Origin of the sequence: Streptomyces drozdowiczii, from assembly GCF_026167665.1 — a bacterium.
In the GTDB taxonomy this organism is placed as follows: domain Bacteria; phylum Actinomycetota; class Actinomycetes; order Streptomycetales; family Streptomycetaceae; genus Streptomyces; species Streptomyces drozdowiczii_A.
In genome coordinates this window covers 2,525,506-2,543,323 of sequence record NZ_CP098740.1, presented here as the reverse complement: position 1 = coordinate 2,543,323, position 17,818 = coordinate 2,525,506, and the positions used below count along the sequence as shown (strand labels likewise).

The following is a 17,818-nucleotide window of genomic DNA, read 5'->3' as shown; positions in this document are numbered from 1 at the left end:
TCCGGCCGCCCTCCGCGGATGTCACTCGCTGCGCAGCCCGTCCGGGCGCATCATGCGCCACAGCGGCGGCAGGGACAGCAGCGTGACCAGCAGGATGAGCGCCCCGCCCGCCCCGGCGAGGGGGAGGAACACCAGCCAGTCGTCGACCGACTTGCCGACCATCCAGCACAGCGCCGCGCCCAGTGAGAGGCCGCCGGCCACCGCCACCGCGAGGCCGATGACCACCGGGAGCGCGGTCTGCCAGAGCACCGACCAGGCGAGGGTGGTCCGCCGGGTGCCGAAGGCCACCAGGACCGACAGCAGCCGCTTGCGCTCGCGCAGCTGCTCCAGCTGGGAGACCAGCATCGAGGCCGCGATCAGCAGCAGGGTGACCGTGGCGCCGACCTGGAGGCCGGTCTGGACGCTGGCGTACTGGCGGTCGCGTGCGACGGACGTCAGGGTGGCCAGGCGCATCCCGGGGTCGATGCGGGCCGCCGTGTTGCGTACGTACTCGGCGGCGTCCGGGACGCTCTCGTCGATGCGGATCTGCGAGACGGTGCTCGCGCCCGGCAGGTCGGTCGCGTCGATCGCCCCCGGGGTGACCATGATCCCCCAGCGGTCCTCGCCGATCGGGTCCTTGCGGCTGACGACGGTCTTCGCGTCGGCGGGCAGCGTCCAGCGCTGCTTCCTGCCGCTCTCCGACTCGAACTCGACCTCCTTGCCCTTGCGGGCGGTCCGGTCCATCCAGCCGGCCATCTCCTTGTCGTCCCTGGGGTGCACGACGAAGGAGTCGCCGTCCTTGCAGGAGTCGATGCGGGCGACCTCGCGCAGGGTGGCGCAGTCACCGACGTTCAGCGAGGTGGTGGGCTGCATCTCCCCGTCGGCGTACTTCCCCGGTTTGGTGACGTACGCCTCGACCATGCCGATGACCTGGGTGACGCCCTTGGTGGCGCGGAACTCGTTGATGGTCTCCACGGCGGCGTTGCCGCCGACCTTCTGCGACACGGCGTAGAACTGGGCGCGGGTGGGGTCCTGCCCGGTGGCCTTGTTGAAGTCGGCGTTCATCGAGGCGAACAGCATCTGCACGGCCACCGCGCCGGCCACCGCCACGGTGACGCCGCTGACGGCCCGGGAGGCGGTCCCGCTGCTGAGCTGGAGCCTGCGGGTGGCGAGCTGCCAGGGCACCGGGCCGCCGCGCAGCCGGTGCACGCACGCCTCGACCAGCCACGGCAGCAGCAGGGCGAGTCCGAGCAGGACCAGGACCGCGCCGACGGTGATGGGGTACGGGTTGACGACCTCGTACTCGCCGGTCTGGCCCTTGAGCGCGAGCAGGCCGAGCCCCGCGAGGGGGAGCGCCAGCCGCCACCACAGGCGGCGCTTGCGGGCCCGGTTGTCGCGTACGACCCCGAGCGGTTCGATGACCACCGAGCGCATCGCGGACAGCGTGACCATCACCGCGGTCAGCGGGACGGCGAACGCGATGAGCAGGCAGAGCCGCAGATCGGGCGCGAGGTCCGAGGGGAAGGCGCTGACGTCCCAGACCTCGACGTGGCTCACGAACCGACGCCCCACCAGGAAGAGGGCGAGGCCGATGAGCACACCGAGCACGGAGCCGAACAGGGCCTCGCCGGCCGCGATCCGCCGGGTCGACCTGATGTCCGTACCGACCAGGCGCAGCGCGGCCAGCCGGCGGTCGCGGCGGTCGCCGCCGAAGCGCACGGCGGTGGCGATGAAGATGGCGACGGGCGCGAGCAGCACCACGCAGACCATGATCACCAGGACCACGAGCAGCGGGGCGAGCGGCGGGGTCGGTTCGGGGTCGCCGTATCCGGTGACGCGGTGGCCGCCCGCGGCCTGGGTGAGGGTGTCGCTGCCGGCGTAGAACCACAGCTCGTTGGGCGAGCGCAGTCCGTCATCCGCGATGGTGCCGGTGATCCGGTACGGGTAGCGCTCCTTGAGCAGGGCGTTGGCCGGATCGTCCAGCAGGTCCTTCAGGGCGGGGGAGACGACCATCTCGCCGGGGGCGGGCATGGCGTCGATGCCCGGCGGGAGCACCGGGTGGCTGCCCTCCGCGCGCATCAGATAGCCGCTGATGCTGCGGTCGTGGAACTCGCTGTCGGCCCCGATCCGCAGGACCGAGGTGTCGGACTTCCTGCCCTGCGCGTCCGGGTTCTCGGAGATCTTGGTCTCGCTGCGGGCCGTGTCGCGGTCGTTGCGCGCGTCGAGCGCGTGCGGCACGGACGCGGCGAGGAACAGCAGTGTGACGCCGAGGCCGACGCCGATCGCGGTGAGCATCGTGCGGATCCAGCCCTCGCGCCCGCCGGCTGCGGCGAACCGGACGCCGAGGGCGAGGTCGCGCAGCCAGGGGGCGGTGCGCGAGGGGCGGGCCGGAGCGGGGGCGGCCTGGGTGGGCTGCTCGTCCAGGAGCGTCATACGGCGTGCTCCAGATTGAGGGCCCGGCCGTCGCGCACGGTGACGTCCCGGTCGGAGTAGGCGGCGACGCGGGCCTCGTGGGTCACCAGGACCACCGCGACGTTGGCGGAGCGGGCGGCGTCGGTGAGCAGCTGCATGACCCGCTCGCCGTTGAGGGAGTCCAGGGCGCCGGTCGGCTCGTCCGCGAAGATCACCTTCGGGGACGCGGCGAGCGCGCGGGCCACGGCGACGCGCTGGCCCTGGCCGCCGGAGACCTCGCCGGGGCGCTGGGCGCCGATGTCCTCGACCTCCAGGCGCTCCATCCAGGAGCGGGCGATGCGCTCGGCGTCCTTGCGGCGGGCGCCGCCCAGGCGGAGTGGCAGGGCGACGTTCTCGACGCAGGTCAGCTCGGGGACGAGCTGGCCGAACTGGAAGACGAACCCGAAGTCGCTGCGGCGCAGGGCGCTGCGCTCCGCGTCGGACATGGCGGACAGCTCGCGGCCGTCGTAGGTGATGGTGCCGGAGTCCGGGGTGATGATCCCGGCGAGGCAGTGCAGCAGCGTGGACTTGCCGGAGCCGGAGGGGCCCATCACGGCGACGACCTCGCCGGGGTGGACGGAGAACGAGGCGCCGTCGAGGGCGGGGGTCGAGCCGTAGGTCTTGTGCAGGTCGTGCGCGGAGAGCAGGGAGCCGGCGGGGGTCACGGGGCCACCACTTTCTGGAGCTGGCCGAGGCGGGCGGCGGTCAGTTCCAGCCAGCGCAGATCGGCTTCGAGATGGAACAGGGCGTGGTCGCAGATCAGCTGGTCGGCGAGGTCGCCCCGTCGCTTGCGGTCGGTGAGGATGCGCATCAGGCGCAGGTGCTCGGAGCGCTGGGCGTCCAGCACGTCGGCGGCGTTGCGGCCGGTGAGCATGGCCAGGACGACCTTGGTGTACAGCGTCGATTGGAGGTACGGCTCCGGCTTCTCGGGCTGCGCGAGCCAGGAGGCGACATCGGTGATGCCGGCGTCCGTGATCGCGTACCGCTTGCGCTCGGGGCCACCCCCGCTCTCCACGCCGTCGACCTCGACGAGGCCGTTCTTGAGCAGCCGGGACATGGTCGAGTAGACCTGCCCGTAGTGCAGGGGGCGGTCGTGCCCGAACTTCTCGTCGAACGTCCGCTTGAGGTCGTAACCGTGGCGTGGGCCGGACTCCAGGAGCCCGAGCAGGGTGTGGCCGATAGACATGCGGAGCACTCTACATGGTGTGTATACCTGCTGTGTATACGCGAGGGGTACACCCGAACGGCGCAGGTGAAAGGCCCGCCCCTGGCGGGACGGGCCTCAGGTCCTACTCTTCGCCCGGCGGCTCCGGCGCGGCCTTCGGCGGGCGTCCCCGGCGGGGGATGGGTGCCGCGCCGCCCGGCAGCCGGCCCGCCTCGGCGAGCGCCCGGCGCAGCAGGAACTCGATCTGCGCGTTCGCGCTGCGCAGTTCGTCCGAAGCCCAGCGGGCCAGCGCGTCGTGCACGGCGGGGTCCAGCCGCAGCAGCATCTGCTTGCGCTGCCGCGACCGGGCGCGAGGCGCTTCCCGCGCTTCCCGCGCCTCCTCCGGGGTGTCCTCGGTCACTGGTAGAGCGTGCCCGTATTGAGGACCGGCTGGGCGGCGCGGTCACCGCACAGGACCACCATCAGATTGCTCACCATGGACGCCTTCCGCTCCGAGTCCAGCTCCACGATGTCCTGCTCGGCGATCCGGGTCAGCGCCATCTCGACCATGCCGACCGCGCCCTCGACGATCTGCTGCCGGGCCGCGACGACCGCGCCGGCCTGCTGGCGCTGGAGCATCGCGGAGGCGATCTCGGGGGCGTACGCGAGATGGCTGAAACGCGACTCGATGATCCGCACGCCCGCCGCCTGCACCCGGGCGGTCAGCTCGACGGCCAGCTTCTCGGTGATCTCCTCGGCGTTGCCCCGCAGCGACAGGCCGCCCTCCTCGTGGGCGTCGTACGGGTACTCCAGGGCGATGTGCCGGACGGCGGACTCGGTCTGGGTGGCCACGAACTCCAGGAAGTCGTCCACCTCGAAGAGCGCCTGGGCGGTGTCCTCGACCTTCCACACGACGATCGCGGCCAGCTCGATCGGGTTGCCGTAGGCGTCGTTGACCTTGAGGACGGCGGTCTCGTGGTTGCGGACCCGGGTGGAGATCTTGCGGCTGGAGGTCAGCGGATTCACCCAGCGCAGTCCGTCGGTGCGGATGGTGCCCACGTACCGGCCGAACAGCTGGATCACCCGCGCCTCGCCCGGTGCGACCATCTTCACACCGCCCATGCAGAAGAACGAGGCGATGGCGAGCAGGACGCCCAGGACGCAGACCGGGATGCCCACGGCGTTGTTCCCGTTCGAGCCGATGACGCCCCGACGACGGCGAGCGCGATGCCGGCGATCACGCCGAGCACGGTCAGCAGCAGCCCGAGGCCGCCGGCGATGCTGTGCGCCCTCGTCTCCCGGACCTGCGGTTCCGGCATCTCGGGCGCGTCCGGGGTGAGGTCGGCGGGCGGCTGGGCGGCGGTGTTCGGGTCGAGCGGTTCGGTCATGGTGGCCCCGTGATGGTCAGCTAGCCGGTCGCTAGCAATGTGATTACACATTAACGCTTCTCGCAACCCTGCGCACCCCTCAGGAGTCGGTTCCATCGGGGGCGGGTGCTGATTCTCACGTCCGTAAAACCTCGGATCGTCGGCTTTTCGGCCTTGCCCACAGTGTTAGCTGGCAGGTCCGGGCTGATTCGGCAGAGCAGAGCAGAGAAACGGGAGCGACCAAGCGATGGGTCGAGCGGAAGCGCGACGAGCCCAGCGGCGGGCTGCGAAGAGCGGCGGCATACGCAGGCTCTTCACCTGGCGCAAACTACTGGGCACCGCCCTCGGGTGATCCTGCTGGGCATGGGCGCCTTCGCCGTGCTCTACATGTTGGTGGACGTGCCGGAGGGCAACGCCAAGATGGAGTTGCAGTCGAACGTCTACAAGTACGCCGACGGCACCCTGCTCGCCAGGACCGGCGAGGTGAACCGCGAGGTCGTGAGCCTCGCGGAGGTGCCCAAGGAGGTCCAGGACACCTTCGTCGCCGCCGAGAACAAGTCCTTCTACAAGGACCACGGCGTCGACTTCAAGGGCACCGCGCGCGGCCTGCTCAACACCCTGTCCGGCAAGGGCAAGCAGGGTGGCTCGACCATCACCCAGCAGTACGTCAAGAACTACTACCTGGACCAGAACCAGACGGTCAGCCGGAAGCTCAAGGAGCTGGTCATCTCCCTGAAGCTGGACCAGAAGAAGACCAAGAAGGAAATCCTCGCCGGGTACATCAACACCAGCTACTACGGACGCGGCGCCTGGGGCATCCAGGCCGCCGCCCAGGCGTACTACGGCGTGGACGCCAAGGACCTGAACGTCTCGCAGGGCGCCTACCTCGCCGCGCTGCTCCAGGCGCCGAGCCAGTACGACTGGGCGGTCGCCGGTCCGAACGGCAAGCGGCTGGTCAAGGCGCGCTGGGCCTACACGCTGGACAACATGGTGGAGGAGGGCTGGCTCGACTCCGCCAAGCGCCAGAAGCAGACGTTCCCGGTGCCGCACGAGCCCAAGCCGCTGAACGGGACGGCCGGCCAGAAGGGCTACATCGTCCAGGCGGCCCGCGAGGCCGTGATCAAGCAGGCGGGCATCACCGAGGACCAGTTCGACCGCGGCGGCTGGACGATCACGGTCAACATCGACCAGAAGAAGCAGGCGCAGCTGGAGAAGTCGGTCGAGGCCAAGCTGCTCGACAAGCTGGACACCAAGAAGCGCAAGCTCGACCAGGACATCCAGGCGGGCGCTGCCTCGGTCGACCCGAAGACCGGCGCGGTGGTCGCGCTGTACGGCGGACGCGGCCAGAGCGAGCACTGGATCTCGAACGCCGGGCGCAGGGACTACCAGCCCGCGTCCACCTTCAAGCCGGTCATCCTCGCCTCCGCCCTCGACAACGAGTCGAAGACGCAGGACGGCGAGAAGATCACCGCGAACACCCGCTACGACGGCACCAGCAAGCGCCCCGTCGTCGGCGGCGACCGGTACTTCGCGCCGGAGAACGAGGACGACCACAACTACGGTCGGATCACCGTCCAGACCGCGATGAACGCGTCCGTCAACTCCGTCTTCGCGCAGATGGGCGTGGACGTCGGTATGGACAAGGTGCTGGCGACCGCGGGCAAGCTCGGCATGAACGTGAAGGACCTGGAGGCCGCGCCCGCGATGACCCTCGGCTCCATGGGCGCGAGCCCGCTGGAGATGGCCGGGGTCTACGCCACGCTCGACAACCACGGCAAGCAGGTCACCCCGCAGATCGTGAAGACCGCCGTGCACCAGGGCGACGCCCCGCTCGACCTGCCCGACGCCGTCGGCGACCAGGTGATCTCCCGCCAGGCGGCGGACTCCGTGACCTCCGTGCTGACCGGCGTGGTGGACGACGGTACGGCCCGGGGCTCGGTCCGCAACGCGGAGGGGCTCTCCGACAAGGACATCGCGGGCAAGACCGGTACCTCCGACGACAACAAGTCGGCCTGGTTCACCGGCTACACCTCCAACCTGGTCACCTCGGTCGGCCTGTTCGGCGAGGCCGCCTTCGACCGCACCGGCGACGACGGCAAGAAGATCAAGAAGAACGCGCAGGTGACCCTCCAGGGCGCCGGCGGCGGCGGACGCGTCAACGGTGGCGGCTTCCCGGCCGAGATCTGGGCCGACTACATGGGCCACTCCGTCGGCAAGGCCCGCGAGTTCGACCTCGACACGGACATGGGCGCCGCGGTCAGCCCGCCGCCCGCGTCCAACTCGCCGAGCCCGAGCACCTCGCCGTCCGAGAAGCCCACGCCCTCCAAGTCGCCGTCCAGCTCGGCGTCCTCCGAGCCCCCGCCGGCCAGCGAGTCCCCGGAGAGCTCCCCGCCCGCCTCGCCCTCGGGCGGCCCGACGAGCGAACCGCCGCCCAGCCCCTCGAACCGGCCGGGCCCGGACCCCTCGTCCACCGTGGAGCTCCCGGACCTCTCGGGGGACAAGCGGCCGGACAACACCGACGACAACAGGTGACCGGCTGACCGGCCGCCCCCGACAACGGCAACGGGCGGTGTACGAGGAGGAGCCTCGTACACCGCCCGTTCGCGTCTCCCGGGCCGGGCCGCTACCCGCGCACCGGCATCTCGAACCACACCACCTTGCCCGTCGACAGGCGCGTCGCGCCCCAGCGGCGGGCCAGGCGGTTGACCAGGAACAGGCCGCGGCCGTTCTCGTCCATGTCCTTGGCGCGGCGCTGCCGGGGGAGCTGCGGGGAGTCGTCGCCGACCTCGCAGCGCAGCGTCTCGGTGCGCAGCAGGCGCAGGGTGACCGGGCGCTCCGCGTACCGCACGGCGTTGGTGACCACCTCGCTGATCAGGAGCTCCACCGAGTCCGACAGGTCGTCCAGGCCCCACCGGCCGAGCGCCCTGCGCGCCAGCCTGCGGGCCCGGCCGGGGGCGGACTCGTCCGGGTCCAGGAACCAGTAGGCGACGTCGCTCGGCGCGATCCCGTCGAAGCGGGCGGCGAGCAGCGCGATGTCGTCGTCGCGGTCACCGGGGCCCAGCATGTCCAGCACGTCGTCGCACAGGGCCTCCAGCGGCGGCGAGTGGTCCGGGCCGGTCAGCCGGGCGGTCGCGGCGAGCCGTTCCCGCAGCAGCTCGATGCCCGTCCACACGTCCCGCAGCCGCGACTCGACCAGACCGTCGGTGTACAGCAGCAGCGTCGCACCGGCCGGGGCGTCCAGCTCGACGGCCTCGAAGTCCACCCCGCCGACGCCGATCGGGGCGCCCGGGGGCACCCGCAGGACCTCGGCGCGGCCGCCCAGGTGGAGCAGGACGGGCGGCGGGTGGCCCGCGTTGGCGACGGTGATGCGGTGCGCGACGGGGTCGTACACCGCGTAGAGGCAGGTGGCCATGCGGTCGCTGCCGAGGCGCTGCGCCTGCTCGTCCAGGTGGTGCAGGACCTCCTGCGGGGGCAGGTCGAGCCCGGCCAGGGTCTGCGCGGTGGTCCGGAGCTGGCCCATGATCGCGGCGGAGGTCATGGAGTGGCCCATGACGTCCCCGACGACCAGGGCGACCCGGCTGCCGGGCAGCGGGATCGCGTCGTACCAGTCGCCGCCGACCCTGGCCGTCTCGGCGGCCGGGAGATAGCGCGAGGCGAGTTTCACCCCGGTCGGCTGGGGAAGCGAGTCGGGCAGCATCGTGCGCTGGAGCTCGTCCGCGATGTACGCCTCGCGCCCGTAGAGCACGGCCTTGTCGATGCCGAGGGCGGTGTGCGTCGCCAGCTGGGCGGCGACCAGGAGGTCGTTGGCCTCGAAGGCCGGGCGTTCGGCGCCGCGCAGGAAGACCGCCGCCCCGATCACCCGGCGCCGGCCGCGCAGCGGGGCCAGGATCACCCGGTGGCCGGACGGCACGGTGCGGTCGGCGCCGAGCAGTTCGGGCAGGGCGACCCGGGCCGCCGCGGAGTCCCCGAAGACCGGCCGCACCCCGCGCAGCACCTCGGCGAGAGCGCTCCCGGCGCGGACCTCGCACAGCTCGGCGGCGGGCATCAGGTCGGCCTGCGGGTCGACGGCGGGCAGCCGCAGCCGCTCCGTCTCGGACAGGCTCTCGGTCTCCTCGTCGGTCAGCCGCAGCCGGTCCGAGCGGCGCAGCCGCAGCACGAACGGGTTGACCGGCCGCTCGTCGCCGACGGGCAGCGGGTCGCGGAGGTAGACGAGTATGGCGTCGGAGAACGTCGGCACGCTGGCCCGGCACAGCCCGAGCACGATCTCGTCCAGATCGATGCCCCGGGCGATCCGCCGGGTCGCGGCCCCCACGAAGCGCAGCCGGTCGCCCTCGCGCCGCGTCGCCGCCTGTGGATCGGGGGCCGCGCCCGCAGGGCCCTTGGCGGGTGCCGGGATCGCCGTGGCGGCAGCGGCGGCCGCCACGGCGGCGTCCCGCTGCCGCGGCCGGGTGCGTTCCTGCTGCCGGGCGGCGAGAGGCTGCCGGCCTTCGTGGGAGGTGGGATGCTCCGTCACGCGTGGGGTTCCGTCCGTCCGGGCCGGTTGTATGAGGCAATCACCTTGTGGGGCGCTACTGTGCCCCGGCAGGTGCGGCGATAACAACGGCTGACATCGCCTTCCCCGTCGTACGGGGCCGAAACGCGACGTCCGATCAGGATGCCGGTGACAACGTTTCCGTGGGAGCGGCAGCGGTCGGCGGGCACGTCTCCACCCCCTCGTAGTGGCTCATGCGATACGGGCAACTCGTGCGACCGGTGACGCCGATGCGGTCCTCGAGGACGCGGTCCGCGCGACGAGCCGATGACTTACGGTCAGGTCCTGCACCCCGCCTGCCGGTTGGGGCCGAGCCGCTCCTCGGGACGATCCTACGTTCGCCCCCCTGGGGTGCATCAAGGGTCTCACGACGGCATGGCGGAAGCCGTACGGTCCGAACCGTCCGGCCGGCGGTCCCAGTCGTCCGGGAGTTCGGGCACCTGCCACGCCGGATCGGGCCGCCAGTTCTCCCAGCCGTCGCGGAACGGCGCACCCCAGGAACGGATCAGCCCGACCGCCGCCCGCCCCGCCTCGCGCACCCGGCGCGCCGTGTCCGGCGTGATCAGGCCGACCCGCTGGGCCTGCTCGAACTCGTCCTCGTCGCGCCAGAGCCAGCTGCGGTCCGGGTAGACGGAGATGTCCAGGAAGTGGTCCTCGGAGTCGGTGCCCCCGGCCCATCTGGTGCGCGGCTCCTCCAGGTTCACGTACCAGCTGCGGAACTGCCAGCCGCGCTCCCAGAACAGCCACACGGACCAGGGCTCGCCGGGTCTGGCCAGCTTCAGCACGCCGTTGCCCAGCCAGAGCGAACGGGCCGTCGTGCGCGGGGCGGTGTACCGGGTGGCGAGCGGTTCGGCGTGCACGTCGGTGCCGTCCGCGAGGACCGGTTTGACGCACTCGGTGCCGGGCGCCACCCACACGGCGAGCAGTTCGTCGGTGTCCTGGACGACCGTGACCGGGCGGCAGATGTGGAACGCGTGAGCGGCGGAATCCGGCCGCGCGGGCCCGTTGCCCCGGTAGCGCCACAGAATCTGGTCACCCGGCGCCCAGCGCTCGGTCTCTCCGGTACCCGTCATGGAGAGATCCTACGGATCGCGCCGCCCCGGCACGGCGGCGCCCGTCACGGGCGGGTCATGCGCAGCACGTCCAGGGCCTCGTCGAGCTGCTGTTCGGTCAGGTCTCCGCGCTCCACATAGCCCCCTTCGAGGACGACCTCACGGATCGTCCGGCGCTCCGCGAGCGACTTCTTGGCGACCTTGGCCGCTTCCTCGTAGCCGATGTACTTGTTGAGCGGGGTGACGACGGACGGCGAGGACTCGGCGTACTCCCTGGCCCGCTCGGCGTGCGCGGTGATCCCGTCGACCGTACGGTCCGCGAGCAGCCGGGAGGCGTTGCCGAGCAGCCGTACGGACTCCAGCAGGTTCTTCGCGATGACCGGGAGCATGACGTTCAGCTCGAAGTTCCCGGCGGCGCCCGCTGCGGCGACCGTGGCGTCGTTCCCGGTGACCTGCGCGGCGACCATCAGGACGGCCTCGGGGATGACCGGGTTGACCTTGCCGGGCATGATCGAGGAGCCGGGCTGGAGGTCGGGCAGGGAGATCTCGGCGAGGCCGGTGCGCGGCCCGGACGCCATCCAGCGCAGGTCGTTGCAGATCTTGGTGAGCGAGACACCGAGGGTGCGCAGCTGGCCCGAGGTCTCCACCAGGCCGTCCCGGGCGCCCTGCGCCTCGAAGTGGTCGCGGGCCTCGGTGAGCGGAAGGCCGGTGACGCGGGCCACCTCGGCGATGACGGCGGCGGAGAAGCCGGGCGGGGTGTTGATGCCGGTGCCCACGGCCGTGCCGCCGAGGGGGAGTTCGGCGAGGCGGGGGAGCGAGGCGCGCAGCCGCTCGACGCCGTGGCGGATCTGGGCGGCGTAACCCCCGAACTCCTGGCCGAGGGTGACGGGCGTGGCGTCCATCAAGTGGGTGCGCCCGGACTTCACCACCGTCGCGAACTCCTCCGCCTTGCGCTCCAGGGCGGCGGCGAGGTGGTCCAGGGCGGGGATCAGGTCGGCGGTGACCGCTGCGGTGGCGGCGATGTGGATCGAGGAGGGGAACACGTCGTTGGAGGACTGCGAGGCGTTGACGTGGTCGTTGGGGTGGACCGGGCGGCCCAGGCGCTCGGTGGCGAGGGTGGCCAGGACCTCGTTGGTGTTCATGTTCGAGGAGGTGCCCGAGCCGGTCTGGAAGACGTCGACCGGGAACTCCGCGTCCCAGCGCCCCTCCGCGACCTCGCCGGCCGCCTCCTGGATGGCCTCCGCGATGTCGGGGTCGAGGACCTTCAGCTCGGCGTTGACCTTGGCGGCGGCGGCCTTGATGCGGGCCAGGGCCTCGATGTGGGCCCGCTCCAGGCGCTGGCCGGAGATCGGGAAGTTCTCCACGGCCCGCTGCGTCTGGGCCCGCCACTTGGCGTCGGCGGGCACCCTGACCTCGCCCATCGAGTCGTGCTCGACGCGGTAGCCCTCGGCCGTTCCCTGATCCGTCATCGTCCAACCTCCTTGAAGCCGCCCAAAAAGATGAGCACTTGTCTTGTTCGATGTATTCCCAAGTCGCCTACCGACCAGTAAATACCGGGGGTAACCACAACCCGGGGAGGCGCAATGAGGCGCACCAGGCACAGACTCCGCCGTACCGTCGCGGCTGCCGCGGCCGTCGCGGCGGCGTTCGGCGGGATGACCGCGGCCGCCGGACCGGCAGCCGCCCAGCCCGGTACCACCAGTACCGCATCCACCCCCCTGTCGCCCGAGCTGGAGGCCATCCGCGCCGCGGAGGCCACCCGGCTGTACGGCGACCCGGCCGAGCGCCCGCTCGCGCAGCGCAAGACGGGCCTCATCTCGCTCGGGGACAGTGAGATCTCCGGCGAGGGCGTCGGCACGTACGAGGCGGGCACCAACGGCCCCGACAACTGGTGCCACCGCTCACCCGACACCGCCATCCACCGTACGGGGATCGCGGCCGACGTCACGTACAACGTCTCGTGCTCCGGCGCGTACACCGGAAACATCGTCATCGGCGGCTCCAAGCAGTACGCCGACGAGCTGGTGCAGAGCGACAGCCTGGCCATCAAGGCGCGCAACACCCGCATCAAGATGATCGTGCTGGTGGCGGGCGCCAACGACGACCTCCAGTTCGGGCCGGTCATGACGGACTGCGTGGAGCGCTGGGTCCTCGTCCAGGGGCCGTGCCAGTCGAAGTACGAGGGCGGCTGGCAGGCCCGCGTGGACGGGCTCGTCCCCAAGGTCGAGAAGACCGTGCGCGACCTGCGCACCGTGATGACCGGCGCCGGTTACGCGGACAGCGACTACAAGCTCGTCGTCATGGGCTACCCGAGCCCCATCGGCCCGGACTTCTACGACAACCCGAAGTACCCCGGCAAGCTTCCCGGCGGCTGCGCGGGGTACGACTCCGACGCCGCCTGGGGCCGCAACACCGCCGTTCCCGCCTTCGAGCGCGGTATGCGCAAGGCGGCGGCCGACACCGGCGCGGTCTACCTCGACAACTCGCGGCTCTTCCACGGCCACGAGGTGTGCAGCGAGTCCGCCTGGGCCCGCGGCCTCTTCATCGACCTGTCGCACTTCCCGCCGGACTCCAACTCGGTGCGCCAGTCCTTCCACCCGAACGCGGCCGGGCACGGCGCCTTCGCCTCCTGCCTGACCCAGATCTACAACTCCGGCCTGCGCGAGGCGAGCTGCGCCGACCCGTCGAGCACCGGGCAGCCCGTCCTCCAGCCGGTCGCCTGGGACGACGTCTTCAAGCCGCTGCGCGGCGAGGCGACGGCCACCTGCCTGGACGCCCCCGCCTCCGTCACCCGCAACAACACCGGGGTCACCGGCTGGGAGTGCCACGGCGGACGCAACCAGGGCTGGTGGTACGACTCCGGCACGCAGACCCTGCGCACCGAACTGAGCCACGACCGCTGCCTCGACGTCCCCGGCGCGGACTACAAGGCAGGCGCCTCGCTCATCCTCTACAACTGCTCGGGCGCCGCCAACCAGCGCTTCGTACGCCAGTCGGGCACCCTGCGCCCGGCCGCGTCCACGGGCCTGTGCGCGACCCTGGCGGGCGCCCACGACCCGCTGCGGCTGCAAGCCTGCGACGGCAGCGCGAAGCAGCGCTTCGCGTAACCCGCCGCTGATACGGGTACGGGGCAGGGCCCGCGTGGCCCTTCCCCGTACCCGTGCCCCTTATCCGGACGTCACGAACGCCGTCAGGATCGCCGCCAGATGACCCGGGTCCCGCGCCCCGCACAGCTCACGGGCCGAGTGCATCGAGAGCCCCGGCACCCCCACGTCCACCGTCGGCACACCGAGCCGGGCCGCCGTGAGCGGGCCGATCGACGTGCCGCACGGCATCGCGTTGTTGGAGACGAACGGCTGCCACGGCGCGCCCGCCCGCTCGCAGGCCGACGCGAACAGCGCGATCCCGGTCGAGTCGGTGGCGTACCGCTGGTTGACGTTGACCTTGACCGTCGGGCCGCCGTTGGGCAGCGGCTGGTGGCCCGGGTCGTGGCGCTCCGCGTAGTTGGGGTGCACCGCGTGCGCCATGTCGGCGGAGACGCAGTACGCGCCGGCCAGCGCCCGCGACCAGTCCTCGCCGCTGCCGCCCCGGGCCGACACCGAACGGCTCAGCACCCGCTCCAGCATCGGGCTCTGCGCCCCCGTGTCCGAACCGCTGCCGACCTCCTCGTGGTCGAAGGCGGCGAGCACCGGGATGTACGCCGGCGGCTCGGCGGCCGTCGCCGCGGCGGTCAGCGCGGTGACCCCGGCGTGCACCGACACCAGGTTGTCCAGCCGCGAGGACACCAGGAACTCCCGGTCCGCGCCCAGATAGCCGGGCGGCTGCACGTCGTGCAGCATCAGGTCCCAGCCCAGCACGTCGCCCGGCTCCGCCTCGGCCGCCGCCGCGACCCGGCGCAGCAGCGCACCCTCGTCGGCCGGGCCGAGCGACCAGATGGGCGCGATGTGGCGCTGCCGGTCCAGGGCGAGCCCGTCGTTGACCGTGCGGTCCAGGTGGATCGCCAGCTGCGGTACCCGCAGCAGCGGCTCGTCGATCTGCACCAGCCGGGCCTCGGTCCCGCCGCCCGGTGCGCGCAGCGCCAGTCGGCCGGAGATGCCCAGATCGCGGTCCAGCCAGGTGTTGAGCGGCACCCCGCCGTAGATCTCCACCGCGACCTGCCGCCAGCCCGCCGAACTCGTGTCGGGCGTCGGCTTGATCCGCAGATTCGGCGAGTCGGTGTGCGTGCCGATGATCCGGAAGGGGGTGTGGGCGGGCAGCGATTCGGGAACGTACCAGGCGATCAGCGCACCCCCGTTGACGACGAAGGCGCCGCCCGTGGTGCCCGTCCAGTCGTCGGTTCCGCGCAGTTCGCGGAAGCCCGCCTTCTCCAGCCGCTGGGCCGCGCTCGCCACGGCGTGGTACGGGGAGGGGCTGGCGGCGATGAAGGTGAGCAGGTCGTCGGCATGGCTGCGGTGGGGGACCGGCGTCATGCGGTGTCCGCCTTTCCGGGGTGGGACGGTGAGGGTGGCGCGGCCGCCCGGATTCCGGGACGGCCATGCGGGTTCGGGCAGCCGCACGGTGAGGGGCGGCGGGGCGGCAGGGGTCGGCAGGGGCGAGGACGGCGGCGGGCTCGTGGGGCGGGCCCGCGTCCGGCGGTGGCACCGGGCCGGCCGCCCGGCGGTGCGGAGTTCTCCGGCAACGCCGGACAACCCACCGCATGCGCGCGGTGCCCCGCAAGTCCGGCGGGCGGCCCGGTGCGCGAAAGGTGCGGTGCGCTGCGGGGCGCCGTGGAGGCCGGACGGGCGCCCCGGGCCCCGCTGCGGTCCGTGCCGGCTTCCCGCGGGCCCGGCCGACGCCGTCGCGCGGGGTTCGCGGCAGGCGCGCGAGATTGGCTGATTTCCGATGTACGTGTAGGGGCCCCGCGTCACGCCGGGCGCCGCCGCCCGTCACGCCCGTCACACCCGTCACGGGGCCGGCGCGGCCGTCCGCGCCCGACGCGTTCCCGCCGTGCGCACCAGGAACACCACCGCCATGGCGAGCGCCGCGCCGTGCGACCAGCCGACGACCGCGAGCGGACTGAAGTGCTCCAGGGCCGCCGCCACGGCGATCATCCCGGCCCCGAAGCCCAGGTTCTCCACCGTCGCGGACAGCCCGAAGGCGTGCGCCCGGGGCCCGGCCGGCAGGGTCTGGAGGTGCGAGGTGTACGAGACCTCGGTCAGGCCGTCCGCCGCGCCCGCCACCAGCGCGATCACGGCCGTGGCCGCCGCCGGGAACCCGGCGAACGCCAGGATGAACGCCGCCGACATCACGCAGGTGCCGTAGCCGAAGCCCGCCGCGCCCACGGACCGGCCGGTGCGGCGCCCGTAGCGCTGGATCACCTGCTGCGCCACGATGTTGCCGACCGCCCACAGGCACCAGAACGCGCTGACGAACAGCGCGGGGTGCGCGTCGTCCAGCGCGGCGGAGTGCACGGGCAGCGCGGCGTTGTGCGACGAGGAGCCGAGCGCGTCCACCCCGCGCAGGCCGACCATCAGCCCGAGGCCGGGGACCGCGGCCAGAGCGGCGAACGCGACGGGCTTCCGGCGCCGGGGCCGTTCCCCCTCCGGCTCCTCCGCAACCGCCCTGCCCCGGCCGCCGCCCGCCACCGGCAGCAGTGCCACCGTCAGCGCGCAGACGGCGAAGGTGCACAGGTCCACGATGAACGCGGCGGTGTACCCCACCAGCGACACGACCACACCCGCCGAGGCGAAGCCCGCCACCATCGCCAGCGAACGCCCGGTCACCGACAAGGAGTTCGCCCAGGACCGCCGCTCCTCGCCCACCATCTCCGGCACCGAACTGCGCAGGGCCACCATGAACAGCGTTCCGCAAGCCCCGACCACCACCGAGACGGCGAAAAGCGCGGGCGTGCGCCAGTCGTCCGGCGCGAGAATCAGCGGGACCATCACGGCGCCCTGCGCGATATTCGTCCAGAGCATCACGCTCTTCGCCGTGCACCGCGCGAGCAGCCCGCCCGCGATCAGCCCGGCGAGAAATCCGGCGCCCAGCCGCAGGGCCATGAACAGCCCCATGGCGAGCGCCCGCCCCGTCGTCTCGTAGACGAAGAGATTGAGCGCCACCATATTGAGGAAGGTGCCGTACGAAGAGACCGCATACCCCGCCACCAGATAGCGGAACATGCGCTCCCCGACGGGGCGAGAGTTACTGGAGGACACCCGCACATGGTGGTCCAGAGCCCGGAACCGGGGCCCGTTCCCCCGTATGCACAAAGGTAATCTGCACCCTTGTGAAGGACGATCAATCCCGCCCAGCGGTATGTGATTGCCGCGAATCGGCGCCGGACGGCACCGCTCGTCCGGGCGACCCGCCGCAGCAGCCGTGCGAACGGGCACTCGCCGCCTACCGGCGCGCGCTCGCGGCGGGCAGCCTGCCGCGCGAGGAGGTGTCCGGCTGCCTGACCGCCCTTCACCTGATGGTCCCGGACCGCGCGTCACCCGGCTCGATGGTCCCCGTACCGCCGGAGACCGCCTCCCACGCCGCGCTCGCGCCGCTGGAGGAGGCCGTGCTCGAACGGCGCCGCGCGCTGCGGGCCACCCGCGCCACCCTCGCCGCCTTCGAGACCCTGTACGCCGATGTGCACCGGCTCGAACAGCCCGCGCTCACCCGGCTGTCCGGGGAAGCCGTCATCAGCAGGGCCCTGGCGGCCGGGGTGGCCGGCTGCCGCGAGGAGATCCGCACCGCGCAGCCCGGCGGCGGCCGCCCCGAGCAGGCGCTCCGGGAGGCACTCGTCCGCGACCTGGGGAACCTGCGGCGCGGCATCCGCCAGCGGACCGTCTACCAGCACACCGTCCGCTCGGACCGGGCCACCCTCGCCTACATCGAGCAGGTGAGCGCGGCCGGGGCCGAGATCAGGACGCTCGCCGAGGTGGTGGACCGGGTGATCGTCGTGGACCTCGACCTCGCCTTCGTACCGTTCTCCGACGAACCGCACGAGGCGCTGTGCGTACGCCATCCGGCGCTGGTGCGCTTCCTCGCCCGCGACTTCGACGAGGCGTGGGCGCGGGCCGTCCCCGTACGGCAGGAACGGGCTCCGCTGCGCACCCCGGTCGTCACCTCCGACCTGCAACGGGCCATCCTCCAGGCCGTGGTGAACGGCGAGACGGACGCCGCGATAGCCCGCCGGATCGGGATGAGCAGGCGCAGCGTCGCCGAGCACATGCGCAAGGTCTCCGAGCAGCTGGGCAGCACCAGCCGCGCCCAGCTCGGCTATCTCGTCGCCACCTCGGGGCTGCTCGACGGCTGACCGCCGCCGGAA

General features: G+C 72.3%; 11 protein-coding genes and 2 pseudogenes. 3 read left to right on the top strand and 10 right to left on the bottom strand.

All coding sequences use genetic code 11. The features are described from left to right. Positions 1-21 precede the first annotated feature (21 nt). The 5 genes and pseudogenes from NEH16_RS11245 to NEH16_RS11225 form a co-directional block, all read right to left on the bottom strand. Entirely contained in the window at positions 22-2,412 is a 2,391-nt protein-coding gene (locus tag NEH16_RS11245; protein ID WP_265541777.1) for an ABC transporter permease, read from the bottom strand. Beyond that, the gene (locus NEH16_RS11240; protein ID WP_265541776.1) at positions 2,409-3,095 is read right to left on the bottom strand and encodes an ABC transporter ATP-binding protein; all 687 of its coding nucleotides are present in this window, start codon (positions 3,093-3,095) and stop codon (positions 2,409-2,411) included. The genes NEH16_RS11245 and NEH16_RS11240 overlap by 4 nt, the downstream gene beginning before the upstream one ends. Next, positions 3,092-3,616: a PadR family transcriptional regulator gene (locus NEH16_RS11235; RefSeq protein ID WP_073964203.1), complete on the bottom strand. Its 525-nt coding sequence runs from the start codon at positions 3,614-3,616 to the stop codon at positions 3,092-3,094. Before NEH16_RS11235 ends, NEH16_RS11240 begins: the two co-directional genes overlap by 4 nt. Positions 3,617-3,719: 103 nt before the next feature. After that, positions 3,720-3,995: a hypothetical protein gene (locus NEH16_RS11230; protein WP_265541775.1), complete on the bottom strand. Its 276-nt coding sequence runs from the start codon at positions 3,993-3,995 to the stop codon at positions 3,720-3,722. Next, positions 3,992-4,962, bottom strand: a pseudogene (locus NEH16_RS11225) (SPFH domain-containing protein). The gene NEH16_RS11230 and the pseudogene NEH16_RS11225 overlap by 4 nt, the downstream one beginning before the upstream one ends. A 226-nt stretch (positions 4,963-5,188) precedes the next feature. Here NEH16_RS11225 and NEH16_RS11220 point away from each other — a divergent pair. Continuing rightward, positions 5,189-7,473, top strand: a pseudogene (locus tag NEH16_RS11220) (transglycosylase domain-containing protein). Between the two features lie 91 nt (positions 7,474-7,564). On the opposite strand, the gene NEH16_RS11215 reads toward NEH16_RS11220, so the two are convergent. The 3 genes from NEH16_RS11215 to NEH16_RS11205 all read right to left on the bottom strand — a co-directional run bounded on the left by NEH16_RS11215 (position 7,565) and on the right by NEH16_RS11205 (position 11,993). Continuing rightward, the gene (locus NEH16_RS11215; protein WP_073964199.1) at positions 7,565-9,454 is read right to left on the bottom strand and encodes an ATP-binding SpoIIE family protein phosphatase; all 1,890 of its coding nucleotides are present in this window, start codon (positions 9,452-9,454) and stop codon (positions 7,565-7,567) included. A gap of 383 nt (positions 9,455-9,837) precedes the next feature. After that, entirely contained in the window at positions 9,838-10,545 is a 708-nt protein-coding gene (fomD, locus tag NEH16_RS11210) for a cytidylyl-2-hydroxypropylphosphonate hydrolase (protein WP_265541773.1), read from the bottom strand. A 44-nt stretch (positions 10,546-10,589) separates the two neighbouring features. Then, positions 10,590-11,993, bottom strand: a complete 1,404-nt coding sequence (locus tag NEH16_RS11205) for a class II fumarate hydratase (RefSeq protein WP_265541771.1) — start codon at positions 11,991-11,993, stop codon at positions 10,590-10,592. A 114-nt stretch (positions 11,994-12,107) separates the two neighbouring features. Between NEH16_RS11205 and NEH16_RS11200 the strand changes: the two genes are divergently transcribed. Next, positions 12,108-13,631, top strand: coding sequence for a ricin-type beta-trefoil lectin domain protein (locus tag NEH16_RS11200; RefSeq protein ID WP_265541769.1), 1,524 nt, complete (start codon positions 12,108-12,110; stop codon positions 13,629-13,631). 60 nt (positions 13,632-13,691) lie between these two features. Here the strand turns inward: NEH16_RS11200 and NEH16_RS11195 are convergent, their stop codons facing one another. Both NEH16_RS11195 and NEH16_RS11190 read right to left on the bottom strand, forming a co-directional pair. Further along, positions 13,692-14,993 (bottom strand): M18 family aminopeptidase, encoded by a 1,302-nt coding sequence (locus tag NEH16_RS11195; RefSeq protein ID WP_265541767.1) that lies wholly within the window; start codon positions 14,991-14,993, stop codon positions 13,692-13,694. A gap of 474 nt (positions 14,994-15,467) precedes the next feature. Further along, the gene (locus NEH16_RS11190) at positions 15,468-16,667 is read right to left on the bottom strand and encodes an MFS transporter (RefSeq protein ID WP_374215701.1); all 1,200 of its coding nucleotides are present in this window, start codon (positions 16,665-16,667) and stop codon (positions 15,468-15,470) included. 122 nt (positions 16,668-16,789) lie between these two features. Between NEH16_RS11190 and NEH16_RS11185 the strand changes: the two genes are divergently transcribed. After that, positions 16,790-17,806 (top strand): LuxR C-terminal-related transcriptional regulator, encoded by a 1,017-nt coding sequence (locus tag NEH16_RS11185; RefSeq protein ID WP_265541763.1) that lies wholly within the window; start codon positions 16,790-16,792, stop codon positions 17,804-17,806. Positions 17,807-17,818: the final 12 nt, after the last annotated feature.

Bases quoted from the DNA above. Each gene is read 5' to 3' on its own strand.
- NEH16_RS11235 (WP_073964203.1), bottom strand. From the start codon at position 3,616: ATGTCTATCGGCCACACCCTGCTCGGGCTCCTGGAGTCCGGCCCACGC.
- NEH16_RS11200 (WP_265541769.1), top strand. From the start codon at position 12,108: ATGAGGCGCACCAGGCACAGACTCCGCCGTACCGTCGCGGCTGCCGCG.
- NEH16_RS11195 (WP_265541767.1), bottom strand. From the start codon at position 14,993: ATGACGCCGGTCCCCCACCGCAGCCATGCCGACGACCTGCTCACCTTC.
- NEH16_RS11245 (WP_265541777.1), bottom strand. From the start codon at position 2,412: ATGACGCTCCTGGACGAGCAGCCCACCCAGGCCGCCCCCGCTCCGGCC.
- NEH16_RS11205 (WP_265541771.1), bottom strand. From the start codon at position 11,993: ATGACGGATCAGGGAACGGCCGAGGGCTACCGCGTCGAGCACGACTCG.
- fomD (WP_265541773.1), bottom strand. From the start codon at position 10,545: ATGACGGGTACCGGAGAGACCGAGCGCTGGGCGCCGGGTGACCAGATT.